General features: G+C 63.8%; 16 protein-coding genes and 3 pseudogenes. 13 read left to right on the forward strand and 6 right to left on the reverse strand.

Annotation, left to right across the window (positions count from 1 at the left end; translation table 11 throughout):
• The first annotated feature begins 1 nt into the window (after window position 1).
• The gene (locus RA164_RS07725) at window positions 2-310 is read left to right on the forward strand and encodes a hypothetical protein (RefSeq protein ID WP_329743367.1); all 309 of its coding nucleotides are present in this window, start codon (window positions 2-4) and stop codon (window positions 308-310) included.
• Between the two features lie 51 nt (window positions 311-361).
• Window positions 362-1168, forward strand: coding sequence for a MipA/OmpV family protein (locus RA164_RS07730; RefSeq protein ID WP_329743368.1), 807 nt, complete (start codon window positions 362-364; stop codon window positions 1166-1168).
• 591 nt (window positions 1169-1759) lie between these two features.
• Here the strand turns inward: RA164_RS07730 and RA164_RS07735 are convergent.
• Window positions 1760-2824 (reverse strand): IS30 family transposase, encoded by a 1065-nt coding sequence (locus tag RA164_RS07735; protein ID WP_329742306.1) that lies wholly within the window; start codon window positions 2822-2824, stop codon window positions 1760-1762.
• Between the two features lie 228 nt (window positions 2825-3052).
• On the opposite strand from RA164_RS07735, the pseudogene RA164_RS07740 reads away from it, so the two are divergent.
• The 3 genes and pseudogenes from RA164_RS07740 to RA164_RS07750 form a co-directional block, all read left to right on the forward strand.
• A pseudogene (locus tag RA164_RS07740) lies at window positions 3053-3187 on the forward strand (transposase); the annotation flags it as partial.
• Between the two features lie 52 nt (window positions 3188-3239).
• Window positions 3240-4348 (forward strand): IS3 family transposase gene (locus RA164_RS07745; RefSeq protein ID WP_329743335.1). Its coding sequence is split into 2 segments (ribosomal slippage): window positions 3240-3501 and window positions 3501-4348, totalling 1110 coding nucleotides; the frame shifts between segments, so codons are not numbered across the junction.
• An 18-nt stretch (window positions 4349-4366) separates the two neighbouring features.
• Window positions 4367-4546 (forward strand): annotated as a pseudogene (locus RA164_RS07750) (hypothetical protein); the annotation flags it as partial.
• Window positions 4547-4897: 351 nt separating this feature from the next.
• On the opposite strand, the gene RA164_RS07755 reads toward RA164_RS07750, so the two are convergent.
• From RA164_RS07755 to RA164_RS07770, 4 genes are all read right to left on the reverse strand, one after another.
• Window positions 4898-5146, reverse strand: coding sequence for a hypothetical protein (locus RA164_RS07755; protein WP_329743369.1), 249 nt, complete (start codon window positions 5144-5146; stop codon window positions 4898-4900).
• Between the two features lie 137 nt (window positions 5147-5283).
• Window positions 5284-5619, reverse strand: coding sequence for a hypothetical protein (locus tag RA164_RS07760; protein ID WP_329743370.1), 336 nt, complete (start codon window positions 5617-5619; stop codon window positions 5284-5286).
• Between the two features lie 236 nt (window positions 5620-5855).
• Window positions 5856-6695 carry a ribonuclease H-like domain-containing protein gene (locus tag RA164_RS07765; protein WP_329743371.1) on the reverse strand — a complete coding sequence of 280 codons (840 nt, stop codon included), beginning with the start codon at window positions 6693-6695 and terminating at the stop codon, window positions 5856-5858.
• Window positions 6692-9100, reverse strand: coding sequence for a DEAD/DEAH box helicase (locus RA164_RS07770; protein WP_329743372.1), 2409 nt, complete (start codon window positions 9098-9100; stop codon window positions 6692-6694). Before RA164_RS07770 ends, RA164_RS07765 begins: the two co-directional genes overlap by 4 nt.
• Before the next feature lie 202 nt (window positions 9101-9302).
• Between RA164_RS07770 and lexA the strand changes: the two genes are divergently transcribed.
• From lexA to RA164_RS07790, 4 genes are read left to right on the forward strand one after another with little or no spacing between them, the layout of a single operon-like run.
• Complete coding sequence (gene lexA / locus RA164_RS07775) at window positions 9303-9923, forward strand: transcriptional repressor LexA (RefSeq protein WP_329743373.1); 621 nt, start codon at window positions 9303-9305, stop codon at window positions 9921-9923.
• Window positions 9923-10546, forward strand: a complete 624-nt coding sequence (gene imuA, locus RA164_RS07780) for a translesion DNA synthesis-associated protein ImuA (protein ID WP_329743374.1) — start codon at window positions 9923-9925, stop codon at window positions 10544-10546. The genes lexA and imuA overlap by 1 nt, the downstream gene beginning before the upstream one ends.
• 12 nt (window positions 10547-10558) lie before the next feature.
• Entirely contained in the window at window positions 10559-11959 is a 1401-nt protein-coding gene (locus RA164_RS07785) for a Y-family DNA polymerase (RefSeq protein ID WP_329743375.1), read from the forward strand.
• Window positions 11956-15027, forward strand: a complete 3072-nt coding sequence (locus tag RA164_RS07790) for an error-prone DNA polymerase (protein WP_412731078.1) — start codon at window positions 11956-11958, stop codon at window positions 15025-15027. The genes RA164_RS07785 and RA164_RS07790 overlap by 4 nt, the downstream gene beginning before the upstream one ends.
• A 101-nt stretch (window positions 15028-15128) precedes the next feature.
• On the opposite strand, the pseudogene RA164_RS07795 reads toward RA164_RS07790, so the two are convergent.
• Window positions 15129-15365, reverse strand: a pseudogene (locus tag RA164_RS07795) (IS110 family transposase); the annotation flags it as partial.
• Window positions 15366-15500: 135 nt separating this feature from the next.
• On the opposite strand from RA164_RS07795, the gene hemN reads away from it, so the two are divergent.
• From hemN to RA164_RS07815, 4 genes are all read left to right on the forward strand, one after another.
• A complete protein-coding gene (gene hemN, locus RA164_RS07800; protein ID WP_329743377.1) occupies window positions 15501-16901 on the forward strand; it encodes an oxygen-independent coproporphyrinogen III oxidase in 1401 nt (466 codons plus the stop codon).
• A 31-nt stretch (window positions 16902-16932) separates the two neighbouring features.
• Complete coding sequence (locus tag RA164_RS07805) at window positions 16933-17694, forward strand: helix-turn-helix domain-containing protein (protein ID WP_329743378.1); 762 nt, start codon at window positions 16933-16935, stop codon at window positions 17692-17694.
• Between the two features lie 154 nt (window positions 17695-17848).
• Entirely contained in the window at window positions 17849-19096 is a 1248-nt protein-coding gene (locus RA164_RS07810) for an NnrS family protein (protein WP_329743379.1), read from the forward strand.
• 20 nt (window positions 19097-19116) lie between these two features.
• Complete coding sequence (locus RA164_RS07815) at window positions 19117-20355, forward strand: NRAMP family divalent metal transporter (RefSeq protein WP_329743380.1); 1239 nt, start codon at window positions 19117-19119, stop codon at window positions 20353-20355.
• Window positions 20356-20498: the final 143 nt, after the last annotated feature.

Genomic DNA, 20498 nt, shown 5'->3' on the forward strand with positions numbered 1-20498 from the left:
CATGCTGCACATATTCGAGCGCTTTCGGTATTGGTCAACGCAACTTACCTACGGTAGGGATGCCGATGTTCCTATGTATCGCCAGTCGTCTTCATCCACTCCAGGTGAGCGTGCTGAATGGGATCGCTCAGTGGTCTTGTCCGTGGCACGAACGATCGAGCCCGATGCCGAACGTGTCATGTGCTGGTTTACCGGCGACCCGATTAACGAGCTTGGCGGCAGAACTGCGCGTGAACTTGTCGATGAGGGGGTGACCGCTCCACTACTGGATATGTTGATAGCAATTCGTAGCGGTCGTCGCGAAACGTGACGGACCTGATATGCATTACGACTCTCTTTCTTTCCTCCTGGAATATCACTGATGAAGAAGATCGGTTTGTACGTATTGATGACGGCGCTGCCACTCTGCGCTCGGGTGCACGCACAGTCATCGACGGAAGGTGCTGAAGCAATGCGTGGGTCATCGCCTCAATGGCAATTGGGTGTAGGTGTCATATCTTCCGACCATGCCTATGCTGGTAGTGGGAGCCAGATCACTCCGATCCCTCTGGTCGACTACGAAGGTAAGCGCTTCTTTTTCCGGGAGGTTGAGGGTGGTGTGCATCTATGGAAGAGCGCGCAACGGAACTTCACAATCGATGCGATCATTGCGCCAGGTTTCAACAACATCAATGCGAATGAGTTCAGTCGAGACGTACTTGCGCGTCGTGGTATCAATCGTGACGACCTCGATAACCGTTACCGAAGCATCGATGTGGGCCTTGCGGCAACCATCCGAGGTGCGGTTGGGCAATTTCATTTGGAAGCAAAGTCGGACGTTTCGGGTAACAGCAAGGGTCCGGAATTTTCACTGCAGTATGGCTACCCAATGCAGTGGGGGCGCCTTCATATAGAGCCTTCTGTCAGCGCGACATTTCTCTCAAGCGATGTGGCTAACTACTATTACGGCATACACCGTGACGAGATAATTCGCGGCGTGCCAGGCTACCAGCCAGGAGGTGCCCTTATTCCGGCGGCTAGTGTCAGCATAGCAAGGCCTGTCGGCGCAAAGTGGGTGCTTATGTTTAATGCAAAAGTTCAGGTGCTGCCAAGCAAGATCAAAGATAGTCCGCTCGTTGATCGAAGCTACGGTAGTTCTGTATTCGTGGGGATTGCCCGCAAGTTTTGAATGTCCGTTTATCGTCGTCACAAGCTGAGCTTTGTGAGAGAAGTCGAATGAGTCAAGAAACGGCCTCGTCTTTCCTTTTTTCGGTTTTGGTGCTGTGTCGTTGAATATAGGGAGGGGCGTCATTTGTCTTTTGTCTACGCTGGGTAGGCGATGAATGGCCGTCGACCCACTTAAATGCCACTTTTTTGTCCTATTTTTTACTGGCATGCTTGCATCGAGCTCTGCGGCCTACTCGGAACCCGTCCATGTTGTAGTCATTGCTTCGAAGGGCATGTCCGCCCATTTGATGAGTGCAATTACGTTACATGACATCTATCTCAAAAAGATCTTAGTGGCCCGAAATGGCGTTGCTTATATCCCAGTCAACTTGCCCCCGGCAAGTCCACTTAGGCGTGCGCTTCTGGATGTGATCACCCATCTCGATAGACGCCGATTGGTGGAGTATTGGAACCGTATGTACTACCAAGGTTCCAGCCCACCGTATGTGCTCGGATCTCAGAAGGCTGTGGTTGAGTTTGTAGCTGAGACACCGGGCGCTATCGGATATGTTCAGGCTTGTTATGCGACTGCCAAGGTTAAAGTAGGGCGGTGTCAATCTAGAAGTGCACCATCGATGGCATCGGCCAGATCATCTCTGCCCATGGCACGGATGAACATTTCTGCAGGGCAGTGGTAATCGAGAGTGGCACGTGGCCGGAGGTTCATGCGTCGGGCGATCGCGTCGAGCTGCTTCTGGCTGTAGACCGACAAGTCCGTACCTTTAGGCAGGTATTGGCGCAGCAGGCCATTGGTGTTCTCGCAGATGCCGCGTTGCCAAGGGCTACGTGGGTCGGCGAAGTAGATCGCTAATCCAGTGCGCTCCGATAGCGTCCGGTAGAGCGCCATTTCCTTGCCCTGATCGTAAGTCAGCGTCTGGCGCAGTTCCGGTGGCAGCGGCCGGAATGCGCGGCTGAAGCCTTTCAGCGCATCCTCCGCCGAACACCCCTCCATCTTCACCAGCTTCAGGAAACGTGTCCGACGATCCACCAGTACGCCCACCGAGGATCGGTTACGGGCGCCTTTGATGAAGTCGCCTTCCCAGTGGCCGGGCAACAGCCGTTCATTGGCTTCGAGTGGACGATCATGAATGCTCGGCAAGTCGTGCATCCGGCCGCGCCGGTTCGCACCCTGACCACGCGGCCGACGCGCACATTTGTGCTGCCGCAGAAGTGCGACCAGGCCCCGCCGCAGTTCGCCGCGTGGCGCGGCATAGATCGCGGTGTAGATCGTCTCGTGCGACACGTGCTTGGCTCGCTCATCCGGGTGATGACGCCGCAGTGTGCGACTCACCTGTTGAGGTGACCAGCCCTTGCCCAGCAAGCGGCGCACGAGGCACCACAGCTGACCGTCCCGCCGCAATTTGCGCTCGCGCCGCGGCTTACGTGCCAGGCGCCGGGCGCGTTGGCCGGCTCGACTGGCGTCGTAGCTCAACCTTGGCCGACCCATCCGAGGCAGGACGGACGGTTCCTGGTGACCATTGCGAGCCAGCTCCCGCGAAATCGTGCTGGGTGAGCGACCCAGCATCAGGGCGAGCTGCCGGGCACTCTCCCCCCGAGCCTTGCCGACCATGATCGCGCCCCGTTCTTCGGCGCTCAGATGTCCATAGTGCTGACCCATGCATCACCTTGTCGTGGGGTGGTGCACTTGATCATAGAAACCGCCTAGTTAAAAGGTTCTTGTTGGATGTTCCAGGGTTTCATCGATGCAGTCGTGGCGGCCAGTGGCGTTCCCCGCCCTGAGTGGCGGAACGGTACGGAGCCCGGATCTAGGGAGGTGGCGACGTCCCCCCGGTTTTGAGTAGCACGGCCGTTTGGAGTCCAATCCCCCAACCGAAGGAGATTGGACGTGAAGAAGCGCTTTTCCGAAGAACAGATCATCGGCTTCCTGCGCGAGGCGGATGCCGGCCTGCCGATCAAGGAGCTGTGCCGCAAGCACGGCTTCAGCGAGGCCTCCTACTACTGTCGACTCCCCGTAATCTTGATCCAGGCATAACTGGAGGTCTCCGGGCAAACTAGCCCCAAGGAGACCGAAGATGCGCAAGAGCAAGTTCACCGAAAGTCAGATCGTCGCGACGCTGAAGCAGGTCGAAGGCGGTCGGCAGGTCAAAGATGTGTGCCGCGAGTTGGGCATATCGGACGCCACGTACTACGTGTGGAAGTCCAAGTATGGCGGGATGGAAGCGTCCGACATACAGCGGCTGCGCGACGTCGAGGCGGAGCACGCCAAGCTCAAGCGGATGTATGCCGAGCTGGCGATGGAGAACCACGCGCTGAAGGATCTGATTGCAAAAAAGTTGTAGACCCGGCGCACAAGCGCCCGCTGCTGACGTGGTTGATGAATCACTACGGCTGGAGCGAGCGCCGGGCTTGTTCGGCGATGGGCTTGTCGCGATCAACGGCGCGTTACCGCCGCCGACCGGATCGGGACGAGGAAGTGATTGCGCTGCTCGCTGAACTGGCGGAACGGTTTCCAGAGCGTGGCTTCGGCAAGCTGTTTCAGCTGATTCGACGCTGCGGCCTGGTGCGAAACCACAAGAGGGTGTGGCGCGTGTATTGCCGGATGCAACTCAATCGCCGCCGACGCGGCAAGAAGCGTGTACCGAACCGGCATCCGATGCCCTTGGCGGCTGGCGAGCAGATCAACGCTAGTTGGTCGATCGACTTCATGTCCGACGCCCTGTGGGATGGGCAGCGCTTCCGGACGTTCAACGTGATTGACGACTTCAGTCGCGAAGCACTGGCCATCGAGGTCGACCTCAACCTGCCCGCCACGCGTGTCATCCGCACGCTGGAGCGGATTGCGGCCTGGCGCGGCTATCCGGCCAAGCTTCGCCTGGACAACGGGCCGGAATTCATCGCACTGGCGCTGGCCGAATGGGCCGAGCGCAAAGGCATCACTCTGGACTTCATCGAGCCCGGCAGGCCCATGCAAAACGGCTTCATCGAGCGTTTCAACGGCAGCTTCCGCCGTGGCGTGCTCGACATGTACATCTTCCGCACGCTCACCGAAGTACGTGAGCACGCGGAACGGTGGCTGGCCGACTACAACAACGAGATTCCCCACGACAGCCTCGACGGGCTCACGCCCGTCGAATTCCGACTTCAGAACGACCCGGCAACCTCTAATTTAGCTTGGCACTGATTTACGGGGAGTCGACAGGAGCAGCTATGGATACGCACGCTGGATCGGCGCATGCCGTTCGGCAAGGTGCTGGTGGCCATCGCCAATAAGCACGCGCGGCAGGTGTGGGCGATGTTGGCGCACGACGTCGACTACGACTCGCACGCCTGCCTGCAGCACCCGAGGCATCAACCGACGAACACGGCGCAAGCCGCTTGAGAGAGATTCGCTTCATCGTCCGTGCGACGCGGTAGACAACGGGTCAGACCGACCCGGCGAGAACCTGACTAACTATTTGGACGTCCATCCCGCGTTGCGGCCGATCCCCGTACGCCGGTCAGTCCGATGAATGAATGAGGTCGCCGGGTGCGGTTTATACCCTGGTCCGGGCTGGCAGCATCGGCCCCACAAGACCGTTTACGGAAATGCAGTCTGGCGTCCGTTGAAACCGCATCGCATCGACATGCATGACAAGTAATTGGGGGGCAACACGATGACCGGCAGTGGCCCGAATGCCTGGGGCAAAAGCGTCATGCGCCCGGGGTTGATCGGAAGTCTCTTACGGAATAGTTAGCGGCCACGGCGCCGGAACTCCGTGCGCTCGAAGATTGACCCTTTTGGCCAGACCAAATTTGCGCGCTCCGCCAGATACTGCAACTGCTCCGGGTCCGCGCCGCGCTGGAGAGCCCAATGACGCCACTGCGGCACATAGTACGACCACCACACCCAAGCCGCGGGTATCGCAAAGATGATTAGAAAGAAGCTAACCACAGGCAATAGCTTGAAAGCGGCGACGCCGCCAATAAGGCCGCCGAACATGATGGAACGTACGGGCCAGTTTATTAGACGAACCCCACGCCTTACCGCCAGTTGCGCATTGATCAGTTTTGGATCCGTAGCTCGGTCAAATGTCATTGCTAGTCTTGGACGCTAACGCTTGAGTTAAGCGGCACGCGTCAGCGTATCCGCTTGGATGAATTGTTAGCGGCCTGTTCATGAGACTTTGGGTAGTACCGCCGTACAAATGCTGCTGAATCCAACGTTGTCTTGCAGAGACGAGAGAACACTTCTGAGCCGTTTTTAGGTTCATGACCTAACCAGCAGGCATTCCAGTGGCCTATCGGCTCGATGCAGAAATTTGCAGACGGGTCATCGGCACAATAACCCCGAGCCTCCGCCTCAGCCAGCTCAAACGCATGATCAAAGCTCTTGGCGTAGAAAAGGACAACGCGCTCTTCGATGTTTGCCGTCTCGCCGGACTGCTTGAAGTACCAGCGGAACAGTCCTTTCACGGAATACCATTCTTGTGGCATGGCTAAGAGGCCGCTAACTATTGAATATACGGACATGTTCGTCCGGTTATACGTCCCCGGTGGCGCAACGGGATTCCTGCGCAACTCGTTGTTCTTGCGCCAGCTTATCCTTGCCGCGTCCGGCTAACAACCTAACGAAAAGCCGGACAGAGGGGCCGGCCCTGGAACGGCAGCTTTGGGTCGATTTCTGCCGATCACCATCTGATCGCTAGCGATCATACCGCCTTACAGATGGGTGGCAGTTGCGCCATGTGAAGCAACACACCCGCGAGGCTCTTCAGGTCCTGCTGGTTGTGCGCCAGGACGCGCCTGAGGTTCACGGCCGAGCCGCCGCGCAGATAGCTCAGCCAGGCCGCCGGGGCTTCGGCGCCGGGTAGATCGTCCTCACGCACCACTCCCAGCAACTCGCGCTCGGCGGTTGCCAGGCGGCAGTTTGCCCACACACCCTTCCAGTGCCGGCGTACGGGGTGCAGCAGGTCGAGGTGCCCGAGCCCGACGAGCGGGTTTTCAAGCCGGGCCAGCCGGTAGCGGGTGGCCAGCAGTGGGGCGTCGTAGCACTTGCCGTTGTAGCTGACGAGTACGGTGTCCGGCGCAAGCCATGTGGCGAAGGTGCGCAGCATGGCCGCTTCGGCACCGATCGCCGTGATCGTAAGTTGCCGGATACGAAAGCGCCCGTCAGCCAGCCAGTCTGCGGCGCCGATCATCCATGCGCGCGTGCCGGTACCGCCGGCGAGGCCGGTCGTCTCGGTATCGATGTGCAGCAGCCGGCGATGGGGCACCGGTTCGGTCCAGCGGGCGAAGGCGGTATCGATCAGTGGGGCGGGGCGTCCCCAGTCCATGAGCGCTTCGGTAAGGAACAACCCGGGTTCGATCTCGACCCCTGGCACGAACCGGTCGCATGCCGTGTTCTTCTGCGGGACCGCACCCTGCATGCGCGCACGTCGACGAATCACCTCGAGCACGTCGGGCGCGAGCGTCGGCCTGGCCGGGGTCGGCCGGGATGCCTGGCCCGACTGCGTACGCAGTTGGCGCAAGCGTGCCGCCAGATCGCTCACAGGGCCACCCATAGCGCCAGTACGCGCAAGGCCAGTGCTTTCGGTGTCGTGTCTGCCGTCTCATCCGCCGCCAGTACCGGACCCACGCAGCCCGGGCAGCCGGCGGTGCATTCGCAGCGCTCGATCAAGGTGATGGACTGCGCCACCAGGTCCTCGCGCCGGTGGAACAGCGGCTCGCTCTGGCCGATGCCGCCGGGGAAGGCATCGTAGAGGTAGACGGTCGGGGTGAAGGGCGCATCCGCGGCCAGCGTTGCCGGCTGTCCATCGGTACCGCAGAGCTGACCACGGCCGCTTGCGTCCGTGCTGACAAACCACGCGCCATCGCCACTGCCCACGGCCTTCTGGAGATCACGCGCCTCGGCCATCACGGCCACGGTCGCGACGATGTGCAGCGCATAGGCCGCACCCAGGAAGCCGTCGAGCGCCTGCTGGCGTTGTTCGAACGCGGAGTCCAGCACGGCCTGTGGCAGCTGCCACCACACCGCCGTGGTGTGCAGCTCCTGGTCGGGCAGGTTCACCGGGCCGTAGCCGATGTTTTCGTGCGAGTAGAAGCGGATCTTCTTGTAGCCCGGCACGCGCCGCACCACGTGCACCTCCCCATGGTGGGCCTGGCCGCATCCGGCCGGGGCATCGTCGAAGGCATCGAGCACCTTGAGCTTGGTGTAGTCGATCGCGTCGGTGTAGTAGTCCACGTGGGTACGCGTGACGTAGGCCTTGCGGCCCTCCCAGTCCAGCCGCTCCACCTGGTAGGGCACGGACTGGATCATGTGGATCGCACCCTCGTACAGCGTGACCGCGGCGGCGGTGTAGTCGACCTCGGCGATGATCGTCTGCCGCCCGTTCGTGCGGTCCACCACCACGAAGTTGCCGTCGGCGACCGCGCGCAGCGAGACCGCGATGGCCGGGTAGCTGTCGGCGATCCACTCCCAGCGATCGCCTTCGCGATGGAGCACGCCTTCCTCACCCAGCACCTCGAGCCACGGCGTGGCCAGCTCGGTACCGAACAGCTCGTCGCCGACAAAGGGCAATTCGAAGGCCGCACAACGGATGTGGTCCAGCAGGATCAATGGCTGGTTGGGCTGGATGCGCGCATGCTCCGGCGGCGCACCCTGGAAGAATTCCGGATGCCGCACCAGGTACTGGTCCAGCGGATCGGAACTGGCCACCAGCACGCCGAGGGCCGATTGCTGCCGCCGGCCGGCACGGCCGAAGCGCTGCCAGGTGGCGGCGACGGAGCCGGGGTAGCCGTTGAGCACCACCGCATCGAGGCTGCCGATGTCCACGCCCAGCTCCAGCGCCGAGGTGCTGACGATGCCGTCGACGGTGCCGGCGCGCATCTCGCGTTCCGCCGCACGCCGCTCTCGGGGCAGGTAGCCCCCGCGGTAGGCACGGATCCGTGCGGGCTTGCGCGGATCGCTGTCGAACACGTCCTTCAGGTACTTGGTCAGCACCTCGACCATGGTGCGTGACTGCGCGAACACCAAGGTCTTCAGGCCCGACTTGATCGCCAGTCGCGCGATGCGGTTTGTCTGCGAGCGTGCCGACGCCCGCAGGCCCAGGTCCGGATTGACCACCGGGGGATTCCACAGGAGGACGTGCTTGTCACCGGTGGGGGCGCCGCTCTCGGTGATCGCGGTCACGGCATCCTCGATCAGTGCTTCGGCGTGTTCCTTGGGATTGCCGATGGTGGCCGAGCACAGGATGAATTGCGGCGTCACCCCATAGAACGCACACACACGCTTCAGGCGGCGGATCACGTTGGCTACATGCGAGCCGAACACGCCGCGGTAGGTGTGCACCTCGTCGATCACCACGTAGCGCAGGTTCTCGAAGAACTGCGCCCACTTGGTGTGATGGGGCAGGATGGCCTGGTGCAGCATGTCCGGGTTGCTCACCACCACGTCGCCATGCAGCCGGATCGCCTGACGTGCATCGCCGGGCGTGTCGCCATCGAAGGTGAAGGCCTTCACCCCCAGCGCACCGGCCTGATTGAGCTCCAGCAGCTCGGCCACCTGGTCCTGCGCCAGCGCCTTGGTCGGGAAGAGGTACAGCGCCTTGGCGTGTGCGGTCATCGCGGCGGTGATGACTGGCAGCGTGTAGCAGAGCGACTTGCCCGAGGCCGTGGGCGTGACGATGGCCACGTGCTCGCCCGATTGCGCCGCCGCCCAGGCCTGGGCCTGATGGTTGTAGAGCTGTGCGATGCCCCTCGCGCGCAGGGCCTGCGCGAGGGCAGGCGGCAGGTCGTCGGGCAAGGGCGCAAAGATGCCGCCCTGGCCCGGTACGGTGAACGTGCCGGTGATGCAGCCGGCATAACGTCGGGTCAGCCGCTGGGCCAGGCTGAGGCCATCGCCGCCCCGGCGCAGGACCAGGTCGTCGGAGGCGTAGCGATCGGGCAGGGCGTTCATGCGGTGGTCTCGGCGGGCAGGGGGCGTCAGTGAATCGCGTCGCGATCTCACCCCGTGAGATCGCCGCGGGTGAGGCTGGAGGAGCGGCGGTGTCGACGGCCGCTCAGGACATCCCGGTAACCCCTTGATCCCGTTTGCGTGACGTTTGAGGGGCTGATTTTTCTCTTTCATTTTCACCTAAAAAGGTGAAACTGTGCGAACCATGACCCTGCAACTTACCCACCGTCAGTCCAACATCCTCAGCTTCATCCGCAGCTACCTCGCGCGGCATGGCGAGGCCCCCACGCTGGAGGACATCGGCGAGGCCCTGGCCATCGCCAGCGTCAGTGCGGTGCTCAAGCACGTGCGCTCGCTGGAGGCCAAGGGGCGTCTGGTCATCATCCCGAACCTGGCCCGTGGTATCCGTCTGGTCGAGGAAGACGATCCGCTGGACCGGGACACCCTGGAGCTGCCGCTGATCGGCAAGATCGCCGCCGGCGAGCCGATCGTGTCGACCGACGGCATCGAGCGCACGGTACGGCTCGCTCGAACGCTGTTCCGGATGCGTCCGGACTATCTGCTGCGGGTGGTCGGTCGCTCGATGATCGGCGAGGGTATCGACGATGGCGACCTGGTGGCTGTCCAGGCAACCTCCATCGCGCGGCATGGCCAGGTGGTGGTGGCGCGTGTGGCCGGCGACAGCTTCACCATCAAGAAGCTGTACCGGAAAGACGGCGTGATCCGTCTCTTGCCCAACAGTCCGGGCTACCAGCCGATCGAGGTCGATCCCACCGAGGACTTCGCGATTGAGGGCCTGTACGCCGGCCTGATCCGGGGCGCGTGATGGCGGCCGTCGTTGCCCTGTCGGAGCTTATCGACGCGCGCCGCGTCTGGCGTGCTCGCGCCGAGCCCGTACCCGCCGCTACCGAGTCCACCGGCTGGTCGTCCCTGGACGCGGCACTACCGACGCAGGGCTGGCCCGAGGCGTCGGTGACCGAGATCCTGTTGCCCGCCGATGGGGTGGGCGAGTTGCGCCTGGTGCTTCCGACGCTCGCACGACTGAGTCACGGCACCCGCCCGGTGATGCTCATCGCGCCGCCGTACCTGCCGTGTGCGATGGGTTGGCGACAGCGCGGTGTCGCGCTTGCCACCCTGCATATCGTCCACGCGGCCGAGGCCGAGGTGCTGTGGGCTGCCGAGCAGTGCCTGCGCTCGGGCAGCTGTTCGGCGGTGCTCGCCTGGCCCCGTGAGGCCAACGACCGCGCCCTGCGTCGGTTGCAGGTGGCGGCCGATACCGGCCATGCACTCGCCTTCGTGTTCCGCGACCGCCGCCACGCCGTGCAGGCGTCGCCCGCGCCGTTGCGCCTTGTGGTCGAGACCACGCCGGTCCCGGGCCTGCGGGTCCTGAAGTGCCGCGGCGGTCAGCCACCGGCGACCGTCCTGGCGTGGCCGGATACCCGGCAGTGAGGGGGACGGTCGATGTTGTGGGTTTGCCTTCTACTGCCACACCTGGCGCTGGACGGTGTGCTTCGCCAGCACGCCGACCCGGGGCCGTTGGTGCTGGTCGATGGTCCACCTCACGCGCGGGTGCTGGTCGCGGTCAACGACGCCGCGCATGCAGCGGGACTGCGTGTGGGGCAACGGCTGGCGGCAGCGGAGACGGTGCTGGCCCGTTTCGCCTGCGTGCCGGTCGATGCGCGCGACATCGATCGCCATCATGCGCTCATTGCCGCGGTCGCCTACCGCTACAGCGCCGAGGTCAGCCTGCTGCCCGAGGCGGTGGTCCTGGAGGTCAGCCGTAGCCGATCGCTGTTTGGCGAGGGCCCCGAGATTGCGCGCCGCTTGCAGGCGGAGGTCGAGGCGCTGGGCTTTCGGCACCGGATCGCCGCCGCGCCCACACCGCATGCGGCCTGGCTCCTGGCCGGCGTGAAGGATGGCGCGTGGGCTGACACGCCGAGAGAGGCCCAGTCGCAGCTGGACCGCGTACCGCTCTCCCATGCCCGCCTCGCCGAGGCGGATGCCACCATGCTGGCCAGGATGGGCATGCGCACGCTGGGCCAGGTGCGGCGGCTGCCGCGCGCCGGCCTGCAGCGCCGGTTGGGACGCGGGCTGCTCGATCACCTCGATCGCCTGTCGGGCGCCGCGCCCGCCGGTCTCTCGCTGTACCGTCCGCCCGACCGGGTGGACGGGCGCGTGGATCTGGCTTTCGAGGTGGAGAACACTGCTGCGCTGGTCTTTCCGCTGCGCCGCCTGACGGGCGATCTGGCTGCGTTTCTCGCGATTCGGGACGGTGGCGTGCAGCGCTTCGTGGTGACGCTTGAGCATCGCGAGGGGGCGACGTCGGTGCCGGTGGGGCTCCTCGCCCCGGAGCGCGAGGCCGAGGTACTGTTCGACGCGGCGCGCGGGCGCATGGCGAACGTGATCCTGCCGGCGCCGGTGGTCGCGATCGGCCTGCAGGCCGATCACCTGCCGCCGTTCGAACCGGAAGGGCGGGATCTGTTCGATGCCCGCCCGATCGGCGCGGTGCCTTTTGCCCAACTGCGCGAACGCTTGCGGGCACGGCTGGGTGAGGACGCGGTCGTGCAGCTGCGCAGCACCACCGACCCCCGGCCCGAACGCTCGCAGGATCAGGGCGCCGGTGGCGAGGGACGCATCGAGCAGCTGCCGCGTCCGACCTGGCTGCTGCCACGACCGATGCCGCTGCGTGGACCGGCGCCCGCCATCCTGGCGGGGCCCGAGCGCATCGAAACGGGTTGGTGGGACGGTGAGGTGGTGCGGCGCGACTACTACATCGTGCGCACCAGCCAGGGCCAGCGTGCCTGGGTGTTCTGTCCGCCCGGCGAACCGGGCCGCTGGATGCTGCACGGCTGGTTCGCGTGATGGACTACGCCGAGCTCCACTGCCTCTCGAACTTCTCCTTCCACCGCGGGGCCTCGTCCGCGCGAGAACTGTTCGAGCGCGCGAAGGCGTGCGGTTACCGGGCGCTGGCGATCACCGACGAGTGCACCATGGCCGGCATCGTGCGGGCGCTGGAAGCCTCCCGCGCCACGGGCGTGGCGCTCATCGTCGGCACCGAGATCCAGCTGGCCGACGGACCCAAGCTGGTCCTGCTGGCCGAGACCCAGGCCGGCTACACCGCGCTGTGCCACCTCATCACCCGCGGGCGTCGCGCCTCCGCCAAAGGCGAGTACCGCCTGACCCGGGCCGACTGTGCGGACGGCCTGCCGGGCGTGCTCGCGCTCTGGGTGCCGGACCGGGAGCCCGATGCGGACGAGGGGGCCTGGGTGCGGTCGGTCTTCGGCGATCGCGCATGGCTGGCCGTCGAACTGGTACGCGACCACGACGATGCCGCGCGCCTGGCCATGCTCACCGCCCTGGGCGCCACCCTGGACTTGCCCTGCGTCGCTGCGGGCGATGTGCACATGCATGTGCGTCGACGCCTGCCGTTGCAGCAGACCCTGACCGCGATCCGCCACGGCGTCACCCTGATGGATGCGGGGGAGGTACTTTTCCGTAACGGTGAGCGGCACCTGCGCCGGCGGGACGTGCTGGCCTCGATCTATCCGGCCGCATTGCTTGAGGAGACCGTGCGCATCGCTGCGCGCTGCACCTTCACGCTGGACGAGCTCCAGTATCGCTACCCGACCGAGCTGGTCCCGGCCGGTCACACCGCCGACACCTGGCTGCGTCACCTCACCGAGACAGGTGCACAATGGCGCTGGCCGGGCGGCATGCCCGATCCGGTCCGTCGGCAGATCGAGCACGAGCTCGCGCTGATCGAGGAACTGCAGTACGCGTCCTATTTCCTCACCGTGCACGACATCGTCCGGTTTGCCCGCGAGCGGGGCATCCTCTGCCAGGGGCGTGGCTCGGCGGCCAACAGCGCGGTGTGCTTTGCGCTGGGTGTGACCGAGGTCGATCCGGCACGGATGAACCTCCTGGTGGAACGCTTCATCAGCAAGGAGCGCAACGAACCGCCGGACATCGACATCGACTTCGAGCACGAGCGGCGCGAAGAGGTCATCCAGTACATCTACCGCAAGTACGGTCGCGAGCGCGCCGCATTGGCCGCCACGGTGATCTGCTACCGCGGCAAGAGCGCGGTGCGCGATGTGGCCAAGGCGCTGGGCCTGCCGCCCGAGTCAGTCGACCGGCTGAGTCGGGTACTGGCGTGGTGGGAGGGCGAGACCTCGCTCGATGAACGCCTCCAGGAGCAGGGCTTCGATCCGGCCAGCCCACGCATCCAGCGCGTCCTACGGCTGACCCGCGAGCTTCTGGACATGCCGCGTCACCTGTCCCAGCACGTCGGCGGTTTCGTGATCGCCGACGCGCCCCTGCATGAACTGGTACCGGTCGAGAACGCGGCGATGCCCGAGCGCACGATCATCCAGTGGGACAAGGATGACCTCGACACCCTGGGTCTGCTCAAGGTCGACTGCCTCGCGCTCGGCATGCTGACCTGCATCCGCAAGTGCCTGGCGCTTCTCGAGGCGCATGATGGCCTGGACCTCACCATGGCGACGCTGCCGGCGGAGGACCCGGCGACGTACCGGATGATCCAGCGCGCCGACACGGTCGGGGTGTTCCAGATCGAGTCGCGGGCGCAGATGGCGATGCTGCCGCGCCATCGGCCGGCGAACTTCTACGACCTGGTGATCCAGGTGGCGATCGTGCGTCCCGGCCCGATCCAGGGTGACATGGTGCATCCGTACCTGCGCCGGCGTCGCGGGGAGGAGCCCATCGATTACCCGTCCGAGGATCTCAAAAGCGTGTTCGAGCGCACCCTCGGCGTGCCGCTCTTCCAGGAGCAGGTGATGAAGCTCGCCATCGTTGCGGCGGGCTACACCGCGGGCGAAGCGGATCAGCTTCGCCGTTCCATGGCCGCGTGGAAGCGCCATGGCGGAATGGAGCCGCACCGGGTGCGCATCACCCAGGGCATGCTCGAACGCGGCTACACCGCCACTTTCGCCGCCCAGCTCTTCGAGCAGATCAAGGGCTTCGGCAGCTATGGGTTCCCCGAAAGTCATGCGGCCAGCTTCGCCGGCATCGTCTACGCCAGCTGCTGGCTGAAGTGCCACCACCCGGCGGCGTACGCCTGTGCACTCCTCAACAGCCAGCCCATGGGCTTCTATGCACCAAGCCAGATCGTGCAGGACGTGCAACGTCACCGCGTCGACGTGCGGCCGGTCGACGTGCGCTTCAGTCACTGGGACAGCACGCTGGAGGCCGACGGGACCGGGGCCTGGGCGCTGCGGCTTGGACTGCGCCAGGTGCGCGGCCTGAAGGACACTGCGGCACGTCGCCTAGTCGCGGCGCGAAGGGCAGGGGCATTCCGCGACGTGGCGGATCTGTGCGGCCGGGCCGGTCTGGATACACGCGACCGGGAGGCCCTGGCCGATGCCGGCGCCCTGAAAGGCCTGGCCGGTCATCGCCACCGTGCGCAGTGGGCGGTGACCGGGGTCGAGGCGCAGCTGCCGCTCTTCGGGCACACGAGTCCGGCCGAGGCCGCCGTGGTGCTGCCCCTGCCGAGTGTCATCGACGATACCGAGGCCGACTATGCGCGCGTGGGTGTCAGCCTCGGGCCGCATCCACTGCGCCAGCTCAGGCCGCGCCTACGTGCGATGCGCTGCCTGGACAGTCAGGCGTTGCAGCGGTTGCCCGACGGTCGCTGGGTTCGTGTCGCCGGGCTGGTCGTACTGCGGCAGCGTCCGTCCACGGCAAGCGGTGTCACCTTCGTCTCGATGGAGGACGAGCATGGCCTGGTCAACGTGATCGTCTGGCGCCAGGTCGCCGAGGCCTACCGCCAGGTGTTCCTGACCTCGAACCTCCTGGCGGTGGAGGGCGTGTGGCAGCAGGTCGACGGCAGTGCGCATGTCATTGCACGGCGGATCCATGATCTCTCGGGGCTATGGACTTCGCTGGAGACGAGGTCGCGGGATTTTCGGTAGCGCCGGGATGGGGCATGGGCAACCAGTTATGAGTTCTTGGGGGTAGGCCTGATGCAGGCTGCGGCGGCGATCCTCGATCATCCTTCTCGTAAGTGACCTTGATATCGGGGGTGAACCCGTTTCACTTGATGGCCGAAGGCGGTGAGTTGGCGGCTCAGATGGTGAGCCCCGGCGCAGGCTTCCATTACCAGCGTACAAGCCTGAAAGTTCGCCAAGAAGTCAATCATCGACTTGCGGCTAAGCTTCTTCCGGAACACCGCTTTGCCGTGACGATCCTGACCATGCAGGTGGAACGTATGCTTGCCCAGGTCAATGCCGATCAACGTGACGTTTTGCATGAGCGTGGCCTCCTTGGAAAACTTCACCCTACCGCGGAGCCCAGGATAGGGTGGGGAGGGGCCATCTCATTAATTCTGCATACGCTCTGATCAAGATCAAGGCGACCGGGCGATGACTTCGGCAGACTGTCTGCCATGGCTACTTCTCTCATCGCTCCTGAGTTCGATCCGGCGCTGGTAGCGCGCTACGACGTGGCGGGACCGCGTTACACCAGCTATCCGACGAGTCCGCATTTTCGTGCGGACTTTGATGTGATGGCGCTGCGCCGGGTGATCCGTACCTCGAATGAGGAGCCCATTCCGCGCCCGTTGTCGCTGTACGTGCATGTGCCCTTTTGCATGAGCCCATGCTTCTACTGCGGCTGCAACAGGGTGATCACCAGGGACGTTGCGCAAGCCAGCCGCTACCTTGAGCGGCTGTATCGCGAGATCGAATTGATGGCGTCGCTGTTCGACCGCGACCGTACGGTGGAGCAAATGCACTTCGGCGGTGGTACACCCAACTTCCTTGATGCCGCGCAGATGAGCGAGCTGCTTGAATCGTTGTCGAGGCACTTCAGTTTCAGTCGCGAACCCGAGCGTGAATACGGCATTGAGATCGACCCGCGCTTCGCCGATGGTGACTATGTGGCCAACTTGGGTCGGCTGGGCTTCAATCGGATCTCGGTCGGCATCCAGGATTTTGATCCGGTAGTGCAGAAGGCGGTGAACCGGATCCAGAGCATGGAGCAGACGCGCGAGATACTGGATGCGGCTCGCGACGCATCGTTCCGCTCGGCCAGCGTCGACCTAATCTACGGCCTGCCTTTCCAGAGCGTGGCGGGGTTCGGCCGAACCTTGGAGCAGATCGTGGCGCTGAACCCCGATCGGGTGGCGGTGTACGGCTATGCGCATCTTCCTGAGACGTTCAAAGCGCAGCGGCAGATCGATGAGAACACACTGCCGGACGCCGCCACCCGGCTGGCACTGTTTGGCTGCGCGCTGGAGAAGTTGTCCGAAGCAGGCTATGTCTACGTTGGCATGGATCATTTTGCGAAGGCCGACGACGAACTGGTCCAGGCGCAGCGCGCGGGGACGCTGCAGCGCAATTTCCAGGGTTACTCGACCCATGGGGATTGCGACATCGTCGGCTTGGGCGTCAGTGCGATCGGCCGCATCGGCAATACCTACAGCCAGAATGCGCGCGACCTGATCGGTTACTACGCCGCATTGGATGCAGGAAGGATGCCGGTGATGCGGGGGCTGGAGCTGGATGAGGACGACGTGATCCGGCGCGAGTTGATCGGCGAATTGATGTGCCACGGCATGATCAGCAAGCCGGGCTTCGGCATGCGTCACCGGCTGCTGTTCGACGAATACTTCGCGAACGAAAGGCAGCGCCTGCGGGTGCTGATCGACGACGGTCTGGTGAGCGAGAGCGAGCAGGAGATTCGAGTTACCTCGCGAGGGCGTCTGCTATTGCGTATCATCGCCATGTGCTTTGACGCCTATCTGGGCGACACGGCACAGTCGGCGCGCTATTCGCGCGTCATCTGACTATGTCGTTCTCCCAGGCAACACCACAATAATGCAATTCAAGCACCCGGCAGGACGCCTGCCAGAGCCGCCCAACCCCATCGCCGACGACGGCGACGAGACCAGATTTTGTGGTACGTGTGCATTCTCGAGCGCGTGTGTAGCCGCGGGCTACCAGAAGCCTGATCTGGCCGAGCTGCAATGTCTGGTCGAGCATGTCGGCCCCTTTCGTACCGGCGACCATGTGTTCCGGACGAGGGACCCGTTCCGGGCGATCTTTGCGGTTCGAAGCGGCACGGTGAAAACCCGCATATTCGATCAGGACGGCCACGAGCAGGTACTCGGTTTCTATCTGCCTGGCGAGGTGATCGGACTGAATGCGATCTACCCGGAACATTTCCCTTGCGATGCGGTGGCGTTGGACACCGCGTTTTTCTGCCGCTTCTCGTTTCCCGCGATGAGCGCGCTGGCCGCGCGCCTGCCGGCGTTGCAGCAGCACCTGTTTCGCATGCTGAGCAAGGAGCTGGGCAGTGCGAGTCTGCTGGCCGGCGACCACAGTGCGGACGAGCGCGTCAGCGCGTTCTTGGTGGATCTCGCAAACCGCTATGCAGCATGCGGTTTTTCGGGCAGCCGTTTTCACCTGAGCATGTCGCGTGGCGATATCGCCAACTATCTTCGCCTGGCCGCGGAGACGGTTAGCCGGGTGCTGAGCCGACTGCGCAACCAGCAACTGATCCGGATCCAGGGGCGTGAGATCGAGTTGCTTGATCCCGTGCGTCTGCGTCAGATTGGGCGGGCGCTGCTGGACGGTTGAGTTCGACCGTCGCGAGTCGTCGCGGCAGGGGCCGCTGGCTGGTTTTGGTCCGGGCGGGTGGTGTTAGCCGCCGCCGGCTTGATTTGGATCATGGCCGCCCAGAGGGTGGCATGCCAGCATGGCGAATCATTCTTATTCAGATCAGACATGTGACATGTCTAAGCTGCCGCCGCCCTCCCAGAAAGTAGCGACCTTCGCCGAGCTGCCACGCCTGCTCACCTCCGCGCCCCATCGCCTGTTGTTTCTCGCCGGCGCTGTCACCGTGCTGTTGAGCATATCGTGGTGGGCGGCGGAGCTGGTCTGGATGCGCTTTGGTCTGGCGGGCTGGCCGCAGCCGTCGATTCCCCCGGTCTATGCACACGGCATTCTGATCCAGTACGGCATGTTTCCCTTATTCATTTTCGGCTTTCTGCTGACGGTGTTTCCGCGCTGGCTCAATCAGCCGGCGTTGCCCCGTTCACGCTATGTGCCAGTGGCAGCGTGCGTGTTCTCCGGCTACGTGTTGTCCAACGTCGGGCTGCTTGATCTGCCTTGGCTGCTGATCCTGGGGCAGCTGCTGATGCTGTCGGGTTACCTGATCGGCTGGGGCACGCTGGCGTCGGTGCTGCACGCTTCGCCAAGCCGCGACAACCACGCGCGCTCCGCCCTGCTGTCGCTGTCGCTGGGGGTGCTCGGCCTGGGTCTGTTCCTGGCGTATCTGTTCGGGGCGCCGCCGGCATGCGCGGACCTAGCGATCCGGCTGGGTACGTTCGGCCTGTTGCTGCCGATCTTCTTCACGGTGACGCACCGAATGCTGCCCTTCTTCAGTGGAAATGTGGCGAAGGACTACGTGCTGCGACGGCCGCGCTGGAGTCTGCCGATGGTGTGGCTGTTGTTGCTGGCGCACCTGATGCTGGACTGGAGCGGGGTGATGGGTTGGTTGTGGCTGGTCGACATTCCGCTGGCGTTGATCTTTGCCTGGCACGCCCTGGCCTGGCAGCCGTGGAAGGCGATGCGGCCGGGGCTGTTGGCGGTGCTACACCTGGCATATGCCTGGTTGCCGCTGGCCTTTATCTTGTATTCGGTGCAGGACGTGATTTATGCCGAAACCGGGCACCTGATGTTTTTCCGGGCACCACTGCATGCGCTGGGCATCGGCTATTTCGGCTCGATGCTGGTGGCGATGGTGACGCGCGTGACTCAGGGACATTCGGGGCGCCCGCTGCAGATGGGCGGCGTGGCTTGGCTTTGCTTCGGGATGTTGCAGCTGGTCTGCGTCGTGCGCATTCGCGCCGAATTCGGGGGTGATGTCTACCTGTGGCTGGTGGTTGCCGCTTTCGGCTGGCTACTCGCGTTCCTACCATGGGTTCTGCGTTCGGCATGCGTCTACCTGACGCCGCGTGTTGACGGCAAACCAGGTTGACAGGGATGAGAGCTGTCAACGTGGCTGCACCGATTCGCCATCTGAACCCGTGGATGCGATTTGCGGTGGTGGCGGGGCCGGGCCTGGTGGTGATGCTCGCCGACACAGATGCGGGAAGCGTCATTACCGCGGCGCAGAGTGGTGCGCAGTCGGGTTATCGGCTTCTGCTGTTGCAGGTGGTGCTGATACCAATCCTGTTTGTCGTGCAGGAGCTTACGGTACGGCTCGGTGTGGTGACCGGCCATGGGCATGGTCATGCCATCCGCAAGTACTTTGGCGCGCGCTGGGCGTGGGTATCCGTGTTGACGCTGCTGGTGGCTTGTGTCGGTGCGCTAATTACCGAGTTGAGCGGCATCGCGGGGGTGGGGGCGCTGATCGGGATTCCGGGCTGGCTCAGCATGGTAATCGTGGTCGTCGGCCTCACCATCATGGCGGTGCGGGGTTCGTTCCTGAGCGTCGAGCGCATTGCGCTGGCGGTGGGCCTATTCGAATGCGTGTTCCTGTACGTGGCATACAAGGCCGGGCCGGACCTGCATCTGGCGATGACCCAAGCATTCGACGTTCCAGTCAGGGACTCAGCATACCTCTACTTGGTTGCTGCGAATATCGGTGCGGTGATCATGCCGTGGATGGTCTTTTATCAGCAGTCGGCGGTGGTCGAGAAAGGGCTGACCGTTGCCGACCTGCGCGCGGCGCGTTGGGACACGGCCATCGGTTCGGTGGTCACCCAGGTCATCATGGGTGCCGTGTTGGTCGCGGCAGCGGCCACCATCGGGCGCACTGCCACGGGGCAGTCGCTGGACACGGTGCAGCAGATTGCACAAGCCGTCACGCCGTTCCTTGGCGAGATAAACGGCACCCTAATGTTTGCGCTGGGCATGATTGGCGCGTCGCTGGTGGCCACCATCGTGTTGACGCTTACCGCTGCGCGCACCCTCGGTGAGCTGATGGGTTTCAATCATCAGCTTGCGCAGAGTCCGCGGCAGGCGCCTTGGTTCTACGGCGTTTACGTGTTGACCCTGGTTCTCGGTGGGTTGCTGGTGGCTTCGGGCGTCGATCTGGTCAGGTTGAGTGTGGGTGTCCAGGTGATGAATGCCTTGCTGCTCCCGATCGTTCTCGGCCTTCTGTTCATGCTGGCGCGACGTGCATTGCCTGAGCCTTATCGACTCAAGGGTGTCTATGCTGTGGTTGTCGCCATCACCATCGTGCTGACCGCCGGGCTGGGACTCTGTGCGGGAATAGCCGGCATTCTCAGCTGACCCTGCCTGACGGTACGCCGTGGCGAAGGCGCTCGAAGCGGCCCGTCTGACCTGTATCAGCAGATCGTCGGTGCGCCTTTGGCAAAGTGGCCCGCTGTCAAAGCGCGAAATCACGTGACCAGATCGCGATCCAGAGGTGGAAT

It is taken from the genome of Dyella sp. A6 (assembly GCF_036320485.1).
Lineage (GTDB): Bacteria > Pseudomonadota > Gammaproteobacteria > Xanthomonadales > Rhodanobacteraceae > Rhodanobacter_A > Rhodanobacter_A aluminiiresistens.